This window comes from Bacillus sp. F56 (genome assembly GCF_001748205.1).
In the GTDB taxonomy this organism is placed as follows: domain Bacteria; phylum Bacillota; class Bacilli; order Bacillales; family Bacillaceae; genus Bacillus; species Bacillus stercoris.
This window is the reverse complement of sequence record NZ_BDFC01000005.1, coordinates 494,461-512,314: the sequence shown is the minus strand read 5'-3', so window position 1 is coordinate 512,314 and position 17,854 is coordinate 494,461. Positions and strand designations below refer to the sequence as shown.

Here is a 17,854-nt window from a genome sequence, read left to right as displayed (position 1 = left end):
TAGTGAATGTATTTATAACTATAGTATATTTTTGTTGATAAAGAAATTATGAATTATTTTCTATTAGTGATTCACTTTTCTTATGACATTATGTTCGAGCTTCTCTATTGTGTAAGTCAGGCATAAACCTGCTGCCAGCAGACACACGGCAAGGGCGTAAAATATCACTTCTCCGCCAAACGATGTCAGGATCAGCCCGCCCGCGAGCGGTCCGATTGAGCGGGATATATCCCAATGCAGACCATAGACAGCATAGAACCGGCCAAGCAAATGAGACGGTGCCAATTTTGAGATGAAGGTCTGGATGTGAGTTAATCCGATGCTTTCGCCAACCGTCATCACCGCTGCCGTCACTAAAAGCATTGTCGGGGATGTTGAGCATGCAAAGCCGGCAGCCGCAAGGGAGTAGCAGATATAAGTAATGAAAAGAATCGTTTTCATTGTAAGCTTTTCAGTCCCTTTGACAAGAGGAACCTGGAGAACAAAGCTGAATAAAGCCTTTGCTGCTGAGTAGATGGTCAGCATGGACAGATAATCAGAAAACATATTTTTGCTGAACAGTCGGTATGTTGTTTCTGTTTGCGCATATAACATGCTGATGGGGAGAGAAAGCAGCAAAAGAAGCAGGACGGGCCTGTATATCGTAAAGCTCGCAGACTCTTCCTGTGTCACCGCTGTGTTTTGCGGCTTTGTCTCAGGAAGTTTCCATGCAGCTGCCAGAAAGTAGATGAACAAGGCTGCGGCATCTAAAGCGAATATCCATTCAGGATTTTGTGTGTACAGGAGCATTCCGAGCAGCGGCCCTGCCGTCAGGCCGGCTGAATAGATCGCGTTGATGACCGCAAATACTTCCGAACGTCTGCTTTCTGGCGTGCTTTCGGCGATTTGGGCGCGGGAAGCGGGAATGTATAACGATCTTCCGATGCCATTCACGACATAAAGAATGGCGAAAACATACGCATGCTCAGCAAATACAAATCCTGTCATTGCAGATGATTGCAGAAGCAATGCGATCAAAATCGCTGTACGCCGCCCAAGCTGGTCCGTCACCCGTCCGGCAGCGAGCGTCAGGAAAAGATCAGCAAATGGCTGAAGGCTGATGATCAGCATTGGCATCATGACATCGCCGTTTAATTGTTCATGCAGATACAGCACCATAAAAGGTCCCATCATTGCACCTGTCAGGCTTGTCAGCATTTCGCCGAAAAAGCGGAGCCAAACGGGAGCGGTATATCTTGATTTAATAGATTGAAAGCTGGTCAGCATGTGATCGCCGCCTTTCGGTGTTTGTTATAGTAGTAGTGTATAGAAGGGGCGGCGACCCAAAAAGTGAAGAAAAGAAGAGATAAAAGTTCCCCTTTTGTCGGGAGGTGCGGGGATTGAAGCTAATTGAGCACTACGTGGCACTTGTACAAACAGGACGGGCTGAGTATGGGCAAATGAACGAAATGACGCTCACTGAGATTGCCGACAGTTTATTTTGTACGGAAAGAAATGCAAAGCTCATTTTACATAAGCTGGAGAACAGCAATTGGATTACCCGGGAAATCGGGGCGGGGCGCGGCCGTAAATCAAAAATCGCGTTTCTTCGGAGGCCTGAGGAACTGCTTCTTCAAACTGCCAAGGAATATACCATGGCTGGAAAGCTTAAAAAGGCAAAGGAGCTGCTTCAGCAGTATCAGTCCGCGTTTCCGGAGCTTCAAAATGAATATGGTATGTGGTTTTCTGAGGTATTTGGTTTTGTGACAGAGTCCGGCCGGGATGGAGAAAAGGATGTTCTCCGGATGTTCATCTCCCCTGAATCTGTCAGCAGTTTTGATCCATGCCAAATATTTTTGCGGTCTGAGGGCCATTTCGTCAAACAGGTATTTGATACGCTTCTCACGTTTGATCCGGATATGCAGGAGCCGAAGCCTCATTTGGTTCATGGATGGGAAGAGGACGGAAAAAAACGGTGGAGATTTTTTCTTCGAAAAGGTGTGTCGTTTCATAATGGGCAGCTGCTGACATCGCGGGACGTTGCGTTTACGTTTCAGCGCTTTTTGGAACTGGCTGACAACCCGTATAAATGGCTGTTGCACGGAGTGAAACAAGTCTTAGAAAAGGGCCCTTATTGTGTGGAGATCATACTCGATAAGCCAAATGAGTTTTTGCCGTATGCTCTTTGTGACGAACGGCTGTCCATATTGTCGGCCGAACAGGGCTGCGGGATCAATGGAACAGGGCCTTTTCGGGTGAATCAGCATCACGGCTGGATGCTTGTGCTTGAAGCCTATGAGCGCTACTTTAAGGGGCGCCCCTATTTGGATCGCGTGGAGTTTGTGTTTTCTGAACAAGCCGGTGAGATGAACGGATTTACCATTCAAGAAAAACAAACATGTCCTGAGCAGCAAACTGTTTTTGATGAGCGGCATGTCCAGTATTTGTCGCTCAATCTGAAAAAGAAGGGGCCTCTTCAGCACCGAAGCTTTAGAAAAGCGCTCCGGCTGTTGATTTCCTCTGAACGGCTCGTTCGTGAAGCGGGAGGGCACCGGAGAATCCCGGTTACGTCGTTTTGGCATCCGAGTTCTTTTGAGTTAGAGGGCGTTACGCCATCTGAATTGTTGAAGAAAAGCGGATACGAGGGCGAAACAATGGTGCTGTATACCTTTTCGGAAACGGATCATCGTGAGGACGCCGAATGGATTCAAAATATGTGCGCCCAACACGGGATCAAGCTTACACTTCGATTCTGTGATGCTGATGATCTGCGACGGCCGGAAGTCGTGCAGATGGCGGATATCATTCATGACAGTGCGACGTTTTATCAAGATACCGAGTTTGGTTTTCTGCATTTGCTGCTGTCGGAGAACAGTTTCTTGTGCCAGCATCTATCTGAAAAGCTGACACAATTCTGCTCGGGAATGATAGAGCGGATGTTTTCCATGCCTGACCGCTGTTCGAGAATGAATATCCTGCGTGACATTGACCATCAGCTTACACAGGAGCTGAATGCAATTCCGCTATATCAAAATGTGCTACAGGTGACATCAAGTAACAATGTAAAAGGCCTGGTGCTTGATGAAGAGGGATGGATTGATTTGTACTCCGTGTGGCTGTCCAAATAAAAAAGAGGGTTCAATCATTGAACCCTCTCCGTCTTTTAAGACGCCGCCATGCTGCGGCATTGTTCAGCGCAGGCGAAGCAGGCTTTCGCACATGCTTGGCAATGATCATGATCATGCTTTTCGCATTCAGTGCCGCACGCTTCACAAATATCGGCGCAAAGTGCACAAATTTCTTTCAAAAAGGGGCTGTCCGTTTGCATGGCTTTGATTGCCAGGGCGCAAATATCCGCGCATTCCCTGTCAAGCCGGATGCAGCAGCTGAGATCGTGGTGCGCGCTTTCTTCCAAACATTTTGTAAAACAATGATTGCAAGCCTCCATACAATCAATGCAAGCCTCAATACAAGCTTCTGAATATTGCTCCATGGTTGATTCCCCCTGTATGGCAGTGTATGGTTTTATGTTTCCCGGCTGCATTTGAAAAAAACGGAGGAATGTGTTTTTAGCTGAAGAGATATGTACATATACCCTAAAATGGGTATATCTAACGTTTGGCCAGATAGTATAGGAACCAGACAGCGTGATTTTGTTCATCACGTGCGGCGCGCGTGAAGACGCCTTTCGCTTTTAAGTTTGACGTTTCCTCGGCTGCACGCAAGTAAAAGTCGACGGTTTCTTGTTCATCTTTAAAAGCGGCGTCCAGTCCTCTCGTGAAATGGTCCGGGCACTCCTCCGTTTGTTTCGGCATGATGTGCTTGCCGGTAATCGATCCGTACAGTGTGGAAAATTCACGAAGGTGGCGGATCTCGTCACGTCTGATTTCTTCAATCTGTTTTCTGACTTCATCGCGGTGGGCTAGTTCGGCAAGCCTGCGGTAGCATTGAATTGCACTGAATTCTCCGTTGATGGCCTTCTGCAAATTCCGAATCAAAACAGGATCTTCCCGGTACGGCACCGGATAGGGATAGTAACTGTAATGCAAGAGGATTCAACTCCATTCCTAGGAATTGGGCTTCTGTAAAAGTATATGTTGGGCAAGGAGAGATGTGCGGGGATAATCAGCTTTTTATATGTGAAAAGGCCGTTTTTACCAATAGATCAGATTGGTCATTTTCGTCAACATTCGATAAAATATATAAAGATAAAAAGAGAGGGGTCTTCTAATTTGGGAGCAGAGTTTTTAGTAGGCAGGTCCGGGAGTGGAAAAACGAAGCTGATCATCAACAGCATTCAGGATGAATTGCGCCGGGCTCCATTCGGGAAGCCGATCATTTTTCTAGTCCCGGATCAAATGACGTTTTTAATGGAATATGAGCTTGCTAAAACGCCAGATATGGGCGGGATGATACGCGCTCAAGTGTTCAGCTTTTCACGATTGGCCTGGCGCGTCCTTCAGCATACGGGAGGAATGAGCAGGCCGTTTCTGACGAGCACCGGCGTACAAATGCTCCTGCGGAAGCTCATTGAGGAGCATAAACAGGAGTTCAAAGTCTATCAAAAAGCGAGTGACAAAAACGGGTTTACCGCACAGGTTGAGCGGATGCTGACAGAGTTTAAGCGGTATTGTCTGGAACCGGAGGATATCCGCCGGATGGCGGAAAGCGGAACGGCTTCCGAATATCGCGGAGAACGTGTGTTATCTGAAAAGCTCCATGACTTATCGATTCTGTATCAGCAAATGGAAAAAAGCCTCGCAGATCAATATCTTCACTCTGAGGATTATTTGACATTGCTGGCAGAGCATATCCCGCTTGCGGAAGATGTAAAAGGCGCGCATATCTATGTGGATGGCTTTTATCAGTTTACACCGCAGGAATTCAGGGTGCTGGAGCAGCTTATGGTTCATGCAGAGCATATCACGTTTTCGCTCACAGCGGACAAGCCGTCATATGAGCGGGAGCCGCATGAACTGGAATTGTTCAGAATGACGGGGAAAACCTATTACCGCCTGCATCAGAAGGCGAAGGAACTGAATTTGGACATTACGTATAAAGAGCTGAGCGGGACTGAGCGGCATACGAAGACGCCCGAATTGGCCCATCTGGAGGCGCAGTATGAAGCGCGTCCTGCCGTTCCTTACGCAGAAAAACAAGAAGCACTGACTGTAATGCAGGCCGCGAACAGACGAGCTGAGCTGGAAGGTATTGCCCGGGAAATTCACGCCCTCGTCAGAGAGAAAGGATATCGCTATAAGGATGTAGCAATTCTTGCGCGCCAGCCGGAAGACTACAAGGATATGGTGAAGGAAGTTTTCGCAGATTACGAGATTCCTTATTTCATTGACGGAAAAGCATCTATGCTGAACCATCCGTTAATCGAATTTATCCGCTCAAGCCTTGATGTTCTGAAAGGGAATTGGCGTTATGAAGCGGTGTTTCGCTGTGTGAAAACCGAACTGCTATTCCCGCTCAGTGAACCGAAGGCCAAAGTGAGAGAACAGGTCGATCAGCTCGAAAATTACTGTATCGCTTATGGGATCAAAGGCGACCGCTGGACAAAGGGCGACCGTTTCCAATATAGGCGCTTTGTGTCGCTGGATGATGATTTTGCGCAGACCGATCAGGAAATCGAAATGGAAAACATGTTGAATGACACCCGCGATTGGATTGTTCCGCCGCTTTTTCAGCTTCAAAAACGAATGAAAAAAGCAAAGACGGTACATGAGAAGGCGGAGGCACTCTATTACTATTTAGAAGAGACGGAGGTGCCGATGAAGCTGGATCAGGAAAGGCAGCGTGCTGAGGAAGACGGCAGAATCATTGAAGCGCAGCAGCATCAGCAGGCGTGGGACGCAGTCATTCAGCTGCTTGAGGAGTTTGTTGAAATGATGGGAGATGATGAGATTTCTCTTGATTTGTTTCAGCAAATGATAGAAGCCGGCGCGGAGTCGCTTACATTTTCGCTTATTCCGCCTGCGCTCGACCAGGTATTTGTCGGCAATATGGATTTGTCCAGAATGTATGGCACATCCTGTACCTTTGTGCTCGGGGCAAACGACGGCGTTCTGCCGGCACGCCCTGATGAAAACGGGGTTCTGTCGGATGATGACCGGGAATGGCTGAAAACGATCGGGGTTGAGCTTTCCTCAGGCGGACGGGAGCGTTTGCTTGATGAGCATTTCCTCATCTACATGGCATTTTCAAGTCCGTCTGACCGGCTTTATGTATCGTATCCGATTGCAGATGCGGAAGGAAAAACGCTTTTGCCGTCGATTGTCGTTAAACGGCTGGAAGAACTGTTTCCGCATCATAAGGAGCGCCTGTTGACAAATGAACCTGAGCAGGTCAGCGATGAGGAACAGCTGAAGTATGTTGTCAATCAAAGCGTGGCACAGTCCTTTACTGCGAGTCAGCTCAGATTATGGACCCGGGAATACGACATCAGCGACGTCTGGTGGAGCACGTACAATGTGCTGATGAGTGAGCCGGACAGGCTGCAATCGAAAAAGCTGTTCTCAAGCCTGTTTTTCCGGAATGAAGTAAAGCAGCTTGAACGCAGTGTGTCAAGACAGCTCTATGGTGAACGCATTCAGGGCAGTGTATCGAGAATGGAAACCTTTAACGCATGCCCGTTTTCCCATTTTGCGTCACACGGGCTGCATCTGAAGGAACGGCAATTTTTCAAGCTTGAAGCGCCGGATATCGGCCAGCTGTTTCATTCCAGCTTAAAGCTGATTTCAGACAGGCTGCGTGAGCAAAAGCTGGATTGGCGAGATTTAACGAAAGAGCAGTGCGAGCTGTTTTCTTATGATGCGGTAGAGCGGCTGGCACCGAAACTGCAAAAGGAAATTTTGCTCAGCTCAAACCGGCATTATTATGTAAAGGAAAAACTGCAAAAAATTGTGACGCGTGTGTCTGGTATTTTAAGCGAGCATGCGAAAGCGAGCGGATTCGTACCGATCGGGCTTGAACTGGGCTTTGGAGGAAAAGGGCCGCTTCCGCCGCTGACCTTTCAACTGAAAAATGGCTGTACGATGGAGCTCGTTGGGCGTATTGACCGTGTGGATAAAGCTGAAAGCTCAAAAGGCCTGCTCCTCAGAATTGTCGATTATAAATCAAGCGATAAAGGGCTTGACTTAGCGGAAGTATATTACGGATTGGCGCTGCAAATGCTGACGTACCTTGATTTATCGATTACACATTCAGCTGACTGGCTCGGAATGAGGGCAACGCCTGCAGGAGTGCTGTATTTCCATATTCATGATCCGATGATTCAATCTAATCTCCCGCTCGGGCTTGACGAGATTGAACAGGAGATTTTTAAGAAATTTAAAATGAAGGGCCTGCTCCTCGGCGATCAGGAAGTGGTTCGCCTCATGGATACAACCCTTCAAGAGGGACGGTCAAATATCATCAACGCCGGCTTGAAAAAAGACGGCTCTCTCAGATCAGACTCGGCAGCAGTCGGTGAAAAGGAATTTGATCTTTTGACAAAGCATGTGCGCCGTACCTTCCAAGAAGCAGGCGAACAAATTACCGACGGCCGCGTATCCATTGAGCCGTACAAAATGAAGAACAAGACACCGTGCACATACTGTGCGTTCAAATCAGTGTGCCAATTTGATGAATCACTAGAGGAAAACGAGTATCGCCCATTAAAAGCTGAGAAAGACAAGACGATACTTGAGTGGATAAAAAAGGAGGCGGATGGCAATGAACATTCCTAAACCGGCAGACAGCACATGGACAGATGACCAATGGAATGCCATTGTTTCAACCGGCCAGGATATTCTCGTGGCAGCGGCTGCGGGCTCTGGTAAAACCGCTGTGCTTGTTGAACGAATGATTCGGAAAATCACCGCAGAGGAAAACCCAATTGATGTAGACCGCCTTCTCGTTGTGACATTTACAAACGCCTCAGCGGCAGAGATGAAACACCGAATTGCGGATGCCTTGGAAAAAGAGCTTGTACAACGCCCCGGCTCGCTGTATATCAGACGGCAGCTTTCTCTTTTGAACCGGGCCAGCATTTCGACGCTTCATTCCTTTTGCCTGCAAGTGTTGAAGAAATATTACTACTTGATCGATCTTGATCCGGGTTTTCGGATAGCTGATCAGACGGAAGGCGAGCTGCTTGGGGATGAAGTGCTTGACGAGCTGTTTGAAGACGAATACGCAAAGGGCGAAAAGGCATTTTTTGAGCTTGTTGACCGCTACACGACAGACCGGCACGATCTGGATCTCCAATTTCTCGTTAAACAAGTGTACGAGTATTCCCGATCCCATCCCAACCCGGAGGCGTGGCTGGAAAGCTTTGTTCATTTGTATGATGTATCAGAAAAGAGCGCCATCGAGGAGCTGCCGTTCTATCAATATGTCAAAGAGGATATTGCAATGGTGCTTAACGGGGCGAAGGAAAAGCTCTTGCGCGCGCTTGAGCTGACGAAAGCGCCGGGCGGACCGGCGCCGCGTGCTGACAATTTTCTTGATGATCTTGCGCAGATTGATGAACTGATCGAGCATCAGGACGATTTTAGTGAACTATATCGTCGTGTGCCCGCCGTCTCTTTTAAGCGTGCCAAAGCAGTAAAAGGGGATGAGTTCGATCCGGCGCTCCTTGATGAGGCGACAGATTTGAGAAACGGCGCAAAAAAACTGCTCGAAAAGCTCAAAACCGACTACTTTACGAGAAGTCCTGAACAGCACTTGAAAAGCCTAACCGAGATGAAGCCTGTCATTGAAACGCTCGTACAGCTTGTTATCAGCTATGGAAAACGGTTCGAAGCCGCGAAGCAGGAAAAATCAATCATCGATTTTTCTGATTTGGAGCATTACTGTTTAGCGATTTTGACAGCTCAGAATGACAAAGGTGAATATGAGCCGAGCGAGGCTGCAAGGTTTTATCAGGAGCAGTTTCATGAGGTGCTCGTTGACGAATATCAGGATACCAACCTCGTACAGGAATCGATTCTGCAGCTCGTCACAAGCGGGCCGGAGGAGACTGGCAACCTGTTTATGGTAGGCGATGTCAAACAGTCAATTTATCGATTCAGGCTTGCGGAGCCGCTTCTTTTCCTCTCTAAATACAAACGGTTTACAGAGAGCGGGGAAGGCACGGGACGGAAAATCGACTTGAATAAAAATTTCCGAAGCCGTTCAGATATATTAGACAGCACAAACTTTTTATTTAAACAGCTGATGGGCGGCAAAATCGGTGAGGTCGATTATGACGAGCAGGCTGAGCTGAAGCTTGGTGCGGCGTATCCGGACAATGACGAGACGGAAACGGAGCTGCTGCTGATCGACAACGCAGAAGATACGGATGCAAGCGAGGAAGCAGAAGAGCTTGAAACCGTGCAGTTTGAGGCCAAAGCCATCGCTAAGGAAATTCGCAAGCTGATTTCATCGCCATTTAAGGTGTATGACGGAAAAACGAAAACACATCGCAATATTCAATACCGAGATATTGTGATTTTGCTCCGCTCCATGCCGTGGGCTCCGCAAATCATGGAGGAGCTGAGAGCACAGGGCATACCGGTTTACGCCAATTTAACGTCAGGCTATTTCGAAGCGGTCGAAGTCGCCGTCGCGCTTTCGGTGCTGAAGGTGATCGATAATCCGTATCAGGATATACCGCTTGCCTCTGTGCTGCGTTCACCGATTGTCGGTGCAGATGAAAACGAGCTGTCTTTGATCCGGCTTGAAAATAAAAAAGCGCCGTACTATGAGGCGATGAAAGACTACCTGGCTGCTGGTGACCGGAACGATGAGCTTTATCAAAAGCTGCATACGTTTTACAGACTTCTGCAAAAATGGCGCGTCTTTTCGAAAAACCACTCAGTATCTGAGCTGATTTGGGAAGTGTACCGCGACACGAAATACATGGACTATGTCGGCGGGATGCCGGGCGGAAAACAGCGCCAGGCCAATTTGCGTGTTCTTTATGACAGGGCGCGCCAATATGAATCAACGGCATTTCGCGGCTTGTTTCGTTTCCTGCGGTTTATCGAACGCATGCAGGAGCGGGGCGATGATCTTGGTACGGCGAGAGCGCTCAGCGAGCAGGAGGATGTTGTCCGCTTAATGACGATCCACAGCAGCAAAGGGCTCGAATTTCCAGTCGTGTTTGCAGCGGGTCTCGGCCGGAATTTTAACATGATGGATTTAAATAAATCGTACCTGCTGGACAAGGAGCTCGGATTCGGCACGAAGTATATTCATCCGCAATTGCGCATCAGCTACCCGACGCTGCCTCTCATTGCGATGAAGAAAAAAATGCGCAGGGAGCTGCTGTCAGAGGAATTGCGTGTTCTCTATGTTGCATTAACGAGAGCGAAGGAAAAGCTGTTTCTGATTGGCTCGTGCAAGAATCATCAGAAACTGCTCGCAAAATGGCAGGCATCCGCGTCCCAAACTGAGTGGCTCCTTCCGGAATTTGACCGCTATCAGGCGAAAACGTATTTAGATTTCATCGGACCGGCTCTTGCCAGACATAGAGACTTGGAGGCTTTGGCTGGAAACGGAGCACCAGTACACGCTGATATCTCAGGCCATCCAGCTCGTTTTGCCGTTCAAATGATTCATTCCTATGATTTGCTTGATGATGATGTGGAAGAAAGAATGGAAGAAAAAAGTGAACGTCTGGAAGCGATCCGCCGAGGGAAACCAGTTCCCGGCTCGTTTGCATTTGATGAAAAAGCCCGCGAGCAGCTGAACTGGACCTACCCGCATCAAGAGGTGACACAAATTCGGACAAAGCAGTCGGTTTCTGAGATCAAGAGAAAAAGAGAGTACGAGGATGAATACAGCGGCAGGGCCCCTGTAAAACCGGCTGACGGAAGCATTCTGTACAGACGTCCCGCTTTTATGATGAAAAAAGGCCTGACAGCGGCAGAGAAAGGTACTGCCATGCATACGGTGATGCAGCATATCCCGTTGTCACATGTGCCGTCGATAGAAGAAGCTGAGCAGACGGTTCAAAGGCTTTATGAAAAAGAGCTGCTTACTGAAGAACAAAAAGACGCTATTGATATAGAAGAAATCGTGCAATTTTTCCATACAGAAATCGGGGGACAGCTGATCGGTGCGAAATGGAAATACCGGGAAATACCTTTCAGCTTAGCGCTTCCGGCTAAGGAGATCTATCCTGATGCAGAGGAGACGGATGAGCCGCTTTTAGTGCAGGGCATCATTGACTGTCTCTATGAAACTGAGGACGGATTATATTTATTGGATTATAAGTCGGACCGGATTGAGGACAAATTCCAACACGGATTTGAAGGAGCGGCCCCGATTTTGAAGAAACGATATGATACCCAGATTCAGCTGTACACGAAGGCAGTTGAGCAAATTGCAAAAACAAAGGTAAAGGGATGTGCGCTTTATTTCTTTGACGGAGGGCACATTCTCACATTATAGCGAGATCCGTAAGCTCCGGGATTTCAGACGGAGCGGGTCTCGTTTTCTATATAAAAGAGAGGTGAGAGCATTTGCGGATTTTACATACAGCTGATTGGCATCTTGGAAAAACGCTTGAAGGAAGAAGCAGGCTGAGTGAGCAGGCCGATGTGCTGGATGAACTGAATACGATTGTAAAGGATGAGCAAATTGATGCCATTGTAATGGCGGGAGATGCTTTTGACACCGTGAACCCGCCGGCTTTAGCTGAGCAGCTGTTTTATGAAAGCCTGTCTGCGCTCAGTGACAGAGGAAAGCGCCCGATCGTTGTCATTGCCGGAAACCATGATAATCCTGATCGTTTGTCCGCCGCTTCACCGCTGACACATGAAAACGGCATTTATTTAATCGGTTATCCGACAACAGAGCCGATTCATATTGAAGTGCCTTCAGCAGGGGAGCTTTTGGCGGTTGGAGCGCTGGCGTATCCATCAGAAGCGCGGTTGAATGAAGTGCTATCCGATACGTTTGATGAAAAGCTGCTCCGTGATCATTATGACGTGAAAATCAGGCAGGCGTTTGAACATATGACAAGCCGTTTCCGGAACGATGCAGTGAAGATTGCCGCCAGCCATATTTATGTCGCAGGCGGAAACCAAACCGATTCAGAGCGGCCGATTGAAGTCGGCGGTGCATACACGGTGGCTGCTGAAAGCCTGCCTGCGGATGCCGCTTACGTCGCGCTCGGCCATTTGCATCGCCCGCAAACGATCAAGCGGGCGCGGACGCTTGCGCGTTATTCAGGATCTCCGCTCGCCTACAGCTTTTCTGAAGCAGGCTACGCTAAATCAGTGACGATTGTGGACGCAAAGCCGGGGGAAGACGCCACTTGGCGTGAGGTATTATTATCAAGCGGCAAGCCCCTTGTGAAGTGGAAAGCGGCAAATGGATTAAGTGAGGTGTACAGCTGGCTGGATGAAGGCAGGGATCAGAATGCTTGGATTGACCTGGAAATCCGTGTCACGGACCAGCTGTCACTTGAAGAGATTCACAGGCTGCGGAAGGCGCACCCGGGTTTTATCCATATTAGGCCGGTTTTTGAAGAACAGAACAAAGACCGGGAACGGATCGAGGTTAAACATATCTCAATCGAGGACCGCTTCAAGAAATTTTATGAAAAACAGACTGGCGGCGCGGTGCCGGATGAAGAAATGGTGAAGCTGTTTTTAGAGCTTGCATCAGGCGTTGAAGAGGAGGATGCGAAATGAAGCCGATCGCCTTAAGCATTAAGGGGCTCCACAGTTTTAGAGAGGAGCAGACGATAGATTTTGAAGGCCTATCCGGTGCCGGTGTTTTCGGCATTTTCGGCCCGACAGGAAGCGGCAAATCCTCTATTCTCGACGCAATGACGCTTGCTTTATACGGAAAGGTGGAACGGGCGGCAAATAATACGCACGGAATCTTAAACCACGCCGAAGATACGCTGTCTGTTTCCTTTACCTTTGCGCTTCAGTCGAATCATCAAATCTCATACAAAGTCGAGCGTGTGTTTAAGAGAACGGATGAAATGAAGGTGAAAACGGCACTTTGCCGCTTCATCGAAATCAAGGATGAGCATACGGTGCTGGCTGATAAAGCCAGCGAAGTGAATAAAAGAGTGGAGGAGCTCTTGGGGCTGACGATCGACGATTTTACGAGAGCGGTGGTGCTGCCGCAAGGGAAATTTGCTGAATTCCTGTCTTTAAAAGGGGCAGAGCGCAGGCATATGCTTCAGCGTTTATTTCATTTGGAGCAATACGGTGACAGGCTTGTGAAAAAACTGAGGCGGCAGGCGCAGGAAGCCAACGCAAGAAAAAATGAAATGCTCGCTGAGCAGTCCGGTCTCGGTGAGGCGAGTTCAGAGGCAGTTGAGCAAGCGGAAAAGGCTCTCGAACAAGCCGAAACCAGGCTGGAAGCGATGAGGAAGAGCCGTGATCAGGCGAAAGAGCGATTTACGGAGCATCAGGAGATTTGGAATGTCCAAAAGGAACAATCCGCTTATGAAGAAGAGAAAAAACGTCTCGCGGAAGAACAGCCGCATGTAGACATTATGCAAAAACGCCTGCTGGAAGCAGAAACAGCCGCCGCTCTTAAGCCCTATGCGGACCGGTACGCAGAAGCGATCCAGCATGAAGCGAAAGCTGAAAAGGAACAAACGCTAGCCCGCAAGGATTTAGAAGACCGGAATGCTTTCTTTCAGCAAAAACATGAAGAGTATGAAGCGTGGCGCCAGTATAAAAGCGAAAAAGAGCCTGAGCTTTTAACTAAGCAGGAACAGCTTTCCCGCTTGCAGGAAATCGAAATGAAACTGAGTGAGGCCAAGCAAGAGGAAGAGCGCAAAAAGGCTGAACTCCGGCAGAAAGAAGAGGCTCTTCAATCTGTCATGAGTGAATTGGAGACGGTAACAGACCGCCTGACACGAGGGCAAAACAGACAGACGGAATTGAAGCAGCAGCTCAAATCCCTGCAGGTGACATCCGATGAGCGAAGAAGCTGCCAGCAGGCCGCAGAAATGGCATTGCACATCAGGCAAACTGAAGAGCAAATCAAAAAAGAGAAAAATCGAAGTGACGAATTGAGCCTCGTGCTGCAGAAGATGAATGAAGAGAAGAATACACTTGTTCAAAGGACGGAAGCGGAAGAAAACAACATCATTCAGGCATATGAGGCTGTGCAAACCGTGTACCATTTGGTGTGCGAGGCGGAACACTCATTAACACGTATGACTGAAGAGGCTAGAAAGAATCAACATACGCTTCACCTACAGCGTGAAAAAGCAAGGATGGCACTCCTGACAAAAGAGTTAGCGCAAAAACTGACCGCTGGAAAGCCTTGCCCGGTCTGCGGTTCAACCGATCACGATCCATCCGCGTCAGTACATGAAACATATGAAGCCGACAGCCATCTTGAAGAGGACATCAAACGGACAGATGTGTTATTGACGGAAGCAGCAGCTCTCAGCCAAGAGATTCTTTCAGCCAAAATTACGCTTGAAGAACAGTCCGCGCGCTTTATGGAACAGTGTCCGTTTTTGCAGACCAGTCAAGCGCAGAACCTTGAAGCGGCGGCTTCCTTCGAGAATCAGCCGGTGTATGAAGCATTTGAAACTGCCAAATTTGAATGGAAACGAATCAAGCAGGACATTCTTTCTGTTAAAACACGGATGGCACAAATGATCGGCGCCTATCAGGAGTCTTTAAAAAAGGCCGAGCAGGTTAATGAAAAAATCGGTTTTGAAAAAAGAGAGGCTGACCGTATTGAAAGCATCATCACCGAGCTTCAAACCTCATTGGACAGCCGTCTGAACATGTTCAAAGAAGCATTTCAGGATCAATCTGTGGACGAAGCAGAAAAATGGCAGCAAGCCATTGAAGAAAAGGACCGGGCTGCAGAAGAATGTGAAAAACGAATTGAGAAGAGTATCGCGTTTCTTGCTGAGCATGAAGCACAAAAGGAAAAACTGCGGGAATCGGGGCATCGGCTTGAACGGGAAAAACTGGAGCTTCATTATGCCGCTGAACGCATCAAGAGCGTGATAGCTGATTATGAGAACGAACTTGGAGATTATGCAAAAGGAGATTCCATTCAAGTCAAACTCCGCTCTGTCCAGCAGGATCTAAAGCTGTTAAAGGAAAAAGAACAATTTTTATATGAAGAACTGCAAAGCGCCCAAATGAAGCTCAATCAGGCGAAAAGCCGCGCTTCGGCAAGCGAGCTCACTCTTCAAGAGGCGAAGGGGAGATTGGAAAAAGCAAAAGCTGCTTGGCTTGAGCATGCCAAAAACACCTGCTTTACCCGGACTGAGGAGGTTGAACAAAGTCTCATCCCAGCCGATGAACTTGAAAAGATGAAAACCGGCATAGACCAGTTTATGGATAAACTGAAGCAAAATGCTGCAAACTTAAAACGAGTAGCAGAGATACTTGACGGCAGAGCGATATCAGAGAGCGAATGGAGCGAAACCGTTGCAGCATTACAAAAAGCTGAGGACGCATTTGGCGCTGCTATAGAGGAAAAAGGCGCGGCTGCGAAAGCACTGGCCGTCATTCGCGACCATCATAAACGATTTAAAGAAATTGAAGCGGAACTGAAAAAGTGGCAGACGCATATCGACAGGCTGGACAAGCTGCAAGCTGTGTTTAAAGGCAATACCTTCGTCGAATTTTTAGCTGAGGAGCAGCTTGAAAGCGTTGCGAGGGACGCCTCAGCAAGACTCGGTATGCTGACGAGACAGCGCTATGCCATCGAAGTAGATTCTGAGGGCGGCTTTGTGATGCGGGATAATGCGAACGGAGGCGTAAGACGCCCGGTATCCAGTTTGTCTGGAGGAGAAACCTTCCTCACTTCGCTATCACTTGCTCTTGCGCTGTCTGCCCAGATCCAGCTTCGCGGAGAATACCCGCTCCAGTTCTTTTTCTTAGATGAAGGATTCGGCACACTGGATCAAGATCTGCTTGATACGGTTGTAACGGCCTTGGAAAAACTTCAGTCAGACAATCTGGCTGTCGGTGTCATCAGCCATGTGCAGGAACTGCGTGCCCGGCTTCCGAAAAAACTGATCGTCCATCCGGCTGAACCGAGCGGCCGCGGTACACGGGTATCACTTGAGTTGATGTAAAGGGGGAGCTGGTATGGCAAAGCAGACTGCCGGAATATGTGAGCTGTGCGGCCGGAGCGATGTCCAGCTGACAGAGCACCATCTCACACCGAAAGAAGAAGGCGGAACGTTTTTGCCGACAGCGATGCTCTGTATTCCTTGCCATAAACAAATTCATGCCTTATATACCAATCAAGAGATCGCTGTACGCTTAAACGGAATAGAAAAGCTCAGAAGCGATCCAGAGCTTGCCCGGTTTGTCAAATGGATCAGAAAACAGCCGCCTGAAAAACTGATCAAAACCAAGAAATCAAATGAGCGAAAAAAGAAAAAATGACTAAAAAGCAGCCCTCTCTTTGCAGAGCGGCTGCTTTTATCCGTTTCCAACCATATCCTGATCGTTGACATCGGGGTCTATATAATTTGTCGCGTTGACTGCGTTATTTAATAGAAGGAAATCTCCCGTGTTTCCTGCTCCCGAACCGAGCGCAGATTTTGAAGAGCTTTTCGGAGAAAGGTAAAAGGAATCACCAAAGTTTACGACTCCGCCCGATATGGAATTGATAGCTATAGGCCCGACAATTGCTGGCATAAACGACACCCTTTATCGAAGTCTCTGTTTATTATATGTTCTTGGCGGGCAATTGTGAGCGCGGAGACTGAATCTGTCTGATATGTTTGAGTCTCGCATCACCGCGAATATGCGAAGCTGATCCGGCATGTAAAACAGAAGAGGCTGAGACCCCTTGAATTTTGATGCTGCGAACATAAATAGCCGGCACCTCGTGGCAAAACGCGCTTTGTACACCTGTTTCGGGGAGCGGTTTCACGGCCTGCTGCTGAAAGATCTGATACTCCTTTTTGTTAAATGAGCCTTCATTATGGTAAAACGTGGACAGAGAACGCTGCACAGCAAATACTTTTACACTCATATCGATTTCATTTGTGTCGCCAACTTGAAACACACTTGCGATCCCGAGAGAATTAAACTTAACTAGCCTGATGCGCGATATGCGTTTAAGCATTATTCTGGCGCAAGCGGAGCAAACGGCCCGATAATAAGAGATTCAGGCGGTGTATCAAAAATAGAAGACAGGTAGATGGATTCAGTGTCTCCGATGTGGAAAACGGAGGAACTGGACACACCGTTCATCCGGATGTCCCCGACTTCCAAGCTGCGGTTGATGACTGTAAAGATCATGCTTGCTCATCTCCTTTCATTTCGGATGGAATATGCTCCAGAAAGTGTTCTACAGCGCGGATCACATCACGCTTCACATGCTCAGCGATATGTTCTGCATATTGTGCAGGCGGTGTATGCTCTTCTTTTTTGATATGGGACATATAATAATGGATTCGGCTGTCCATTTGTTTTCTGATGTCTTCAATGATATGGTGTCTGTTTGTATCGTCAAGTCTGCTGTCATATTGGTTTTCAAGCTGCTCCAAAACATCTGGGATTTCCTCGGTTAAGTACATGTCGACATTCTGGCGGATCTGCTGCATGAGCTGAGCGCTCTCTTCCTGCTGCATCATCCCGATTTGCGGTGTCGACTGGCTGACGTCAAAGTTTTGGACGCTGTTCGGATCAGTCGGATTTAAGCCGATATTCAAAGTCCCGTCGAGCCTTTCAATTTTCAGCTGATCAAACTTATATTCCACACGCTCAATGGTGGTGGCCGGCCGCTGTTTCATCGTATTCATTTCAGTTTGAATCTCCTTCAGCTGGCGTTCGAGCTGCTGAATGTGAATCGCCTGCTGCTGAACAAAGGAATTCAAGTTTTGCAAGTAAGAGGAAACAGATTGATCATACATGTTCTTCACCTCTTTCATATG

13 protein-coding genes are annotated in these 17,854 nt (G+C 48.1%); 6 read left to right on the top strand and 7 right to left on the bottom strand.

What is annotated here, in order from left to right:
- Positions 1 to 63 precede the first annotated feature (63 nt).
- Positions 64 to 1,266, bottom strand: coding sequence for an MDR family MFS transporter (locus BFW96_RS07280; protein ID WP_069839059.1), 1,203 nt, complete (start codon positions 1,264 to 1,266; stop codon positions 64 to 66).
- Positions 1,267 to 1,379: 113 nt separating this feature from the next.
- Between BFW96_RS07280 and BFW96_RS07275 the strand changes: the two genes are divergently transcribed.
- Entirely contained in the window at positions 1,380 to 3,107 is a 1,728-nt protein-coding gene (locus BFW96_RS07275) for an SgrR family transcriptional regulator (RefSeq protein WP_069839058.1), read from the top strand.
- 35 nt (positions 3,108 to 3,142) lie between these two features.
- Here the strand turns inward: BFW96_RS07275 and BFW96_RS07270 are convergent, their stop codons facing one another.
- Together BFW96_RS07270 and BFW96_RS07265 are read right to left on the bottom strand one after the other, a co-directional pair.
- Complete coding sequence (locus BFW96_RS07270; protein WP_069839057.1) at positions 3,143 to 3,472, bottom strand: four-helix bundle copper-binding protein; 330 nt, start codon at positions 3,470 to 3,472, stop codon at positions 3,143 to 3,145.
- Positions 3,473 to 3,590: 118 nt separating this feature from the next.
- Positions 3,591 to 4,028, bottom strand: coding sequence for a ferritin family protein (locus tag BFW96_RS07265; protein WP_040083516.1), 438 nt, complete (start codon positions 4,026 to 4,028; stop codon positions 3,591 to 3,593).
- 183 nt (positions 4,029 to 4,211) lie between these two features.
- Here BFW96_RS07265 and addB point away from each other — a divergent pair, with 183 nt between their 5' ends.
- The 5 genes from addB to hlpB all read left to right on the top strand — a co-directional run bounded on the left by addB (position 4,212) and on the right by hlpB (position 16,355).
- Positions 4,212 to 7,712: a helicase-exonuclease AddAB subunit AddB gene (gene addB, locus BFW96_RS07260; protein WP_069839056.1), complete on the top strand. Its 3,501-nt coding sequence runs from the start codon at positions 4,212 to 4,214 to the stop codon at positions 7,710 to 7,712.
- Positions 7,699 to 11,403 carry a helicase-exonuclease AddAB subunit AddA gene (addA, locus tag BFW96_RS07255; RefSeq protein WP_069839055.1) on the top strand — a complete coding sequence of 1,235 codons (3,705 nt, stop codon included), beginning with the start codon at positions 7,699 to 7,701 and terminating at the stop codon, positions 11,401 to 11,403. The genes addB and addA overlap by 14 nt, the downstream gene beginning before the upstream one ends.
- A 71-nt stretch (positions 11,404 to 11,474) precedes the next feature.
- Complete coding sequence (gene sbcD, locus BFW96_RS07250) at positions 11,475 to 12,650, top strand: exonuclease subunit SbcD (protein ID WP_069839054.1); 1,176 nt, start codon at positions 11,475 to 11,477, stop codon at positions 12,648 to 12,650.
- The gene (gene sbcC / locus BFW96_RS07245; RefSeq protein ID WP_069839053.1) at positions 12,647 to 16,039 is read left to right on the top strand and encodes an exonuclease subunit SbcC; all 3,393 of its coding nucleotides are present in this window, start codon (positions 12,647 to 12,649) and stop codon (positions 16,037 to 16,039) included. The genes sbcD and sbcC overlap by 4 nt, the downstream gene beginning before the upstream one ends.
- A 13-nt stretch (positions 16,040 to 16,052) precedes the next feature.
- Entirely contained in the window at positions 16,053 to 16,355 is a 303-nt protein-coding gene (gene hlpB, locus BFW96_RS07240) for an HNH nuclease-like protein HlpB (protein WP_014663462.1), read from the top strand.
- Positions 16,356 to 16,391: 36 nt separating this feature from the next.
- Here hlpB and BFW96_RS07235 read toward each other — a convergent pair whose 3' ends face one another.
- Genes BFW96_RS07235 through gerPC form a run of 4 tightly spaced genes read right to left on the bottom strand, consistent with a single transcriptional unit; the run spans position 16,392 to position 17,833 of the window.
- Positions 16,392 to 16,610 (bottom strand): spore germination protein, encoded by a 219-nt coding sequence (locus tag BFW96_RS07235; protein WP_003233096.1) that lies wholly within the window; start codon positions 16,608 to 16,610, stop codon positions 16,392 to 16,394.
- Between the two features lie 31 nt (positions 16,611 to 16,641).
- The gene (locus BFW96_RS07230) at positions 16,642 to 17,043 is read right to left on the bottom strand and encodes a spore germination protein GerPE (RefSeq protein ID WP_069839052.1); all 402 of its coding nucleotides are present in this window, start codon (positions 17,041 to 17,043) and stop codon (positions 16,642 to 16,644) included.
- On the bottom strand, positions 17,043 to 17,219 hold the full coding sequence (gene gerPD / locus BFW96_RS07225; RefSeq protein ID WP_003233093.1) for a spore germination protein GerPD: 177 nt from the start codon (positions 17,217 to 17,219) through the stop codon (positions 17,043 to 17,045). Before gerPD ends, BFW96_RS07230 begins: the two co-directional genes overlap by 1 nt.
- Complete coding sequence (gerPC, locus tag BFW96_RS07220) at positions 17,216 to 17,833, bottom strand: spore germination protein GerPC (protein WP_040083509.1); 618 nt, start codon at positions 17,831 to 17,833, stop codon at positions 17,216 to 17,218. Before gerPC ends, gerPD begins: the two co-directional genes overlap by 4 nt.
- Positions 17,834 to 17,854: the final 21 nt, after the last annotated feature.

Bases quoted from the DNA above. Each gene is read 5' to 3' on its own strand.
- BFW96_RS07280 (WP_069839059.1), bottom strand. From the start codon at position 1,266: ATGCTGACCAGCTTTCAATCTATTAAATCAAGATATACCGCTCCCGTT.
- BFW96_RS07230 (WP_069839052.1), bottom strand. From the start codon at position 17,043: ATGCTTAAACGCATATCGCGCATCAGGCTAGTTAAGTTTAATTCTCTC.
- BFW96_RS07235 (WP_003233096.1), bottom strand. From the start codon at position 16,610: ATGCCAGCAATTGTCGGGCCTATAGCTATCAATTCCATATCGGGCGGA.
- sbcC (WP_069839053.1), top strand. From the start codon at position 12,647: ATGAAGCCGATCGCCTTAAGCATTAAGGGGCTCCACAGTTTTAGAGAG.
- hlpB (WP_014663462.1), top strand. From the start codon at position 16,053: ATGGCAAAGCAGACTGCCGGAATATGTGAGCTGTGCGGCCGGAGCGAT.
- addA (WP_069839055.1), top strand. From the start codon at position 7,699: ATGAACATTCCTAAACCGGCAGACAGCACATGGACAGATGACCAATGG.
- gerPC (WP_040083509.1), bottom strand. From the start codon at position 17,833: ATGTATGATCAATCTGTTTCCTCTTACTTGCAAAACTTGAATTCCTTT.
- gerPD (WP_003233093.1), bottom strand. From the start codon at position 17,219: ATGATCTTTACAGTCATCAACCGCAGCTTGGAAGTCGGGGACATCCGG.
- BFW96_RS07270 (WP_069839057.1), bottom strand. From the start codon at position 3,472: ATGGAGCAATATTCAGAAGCTTGTATTGAGGCTTGCATTGATTGTATG.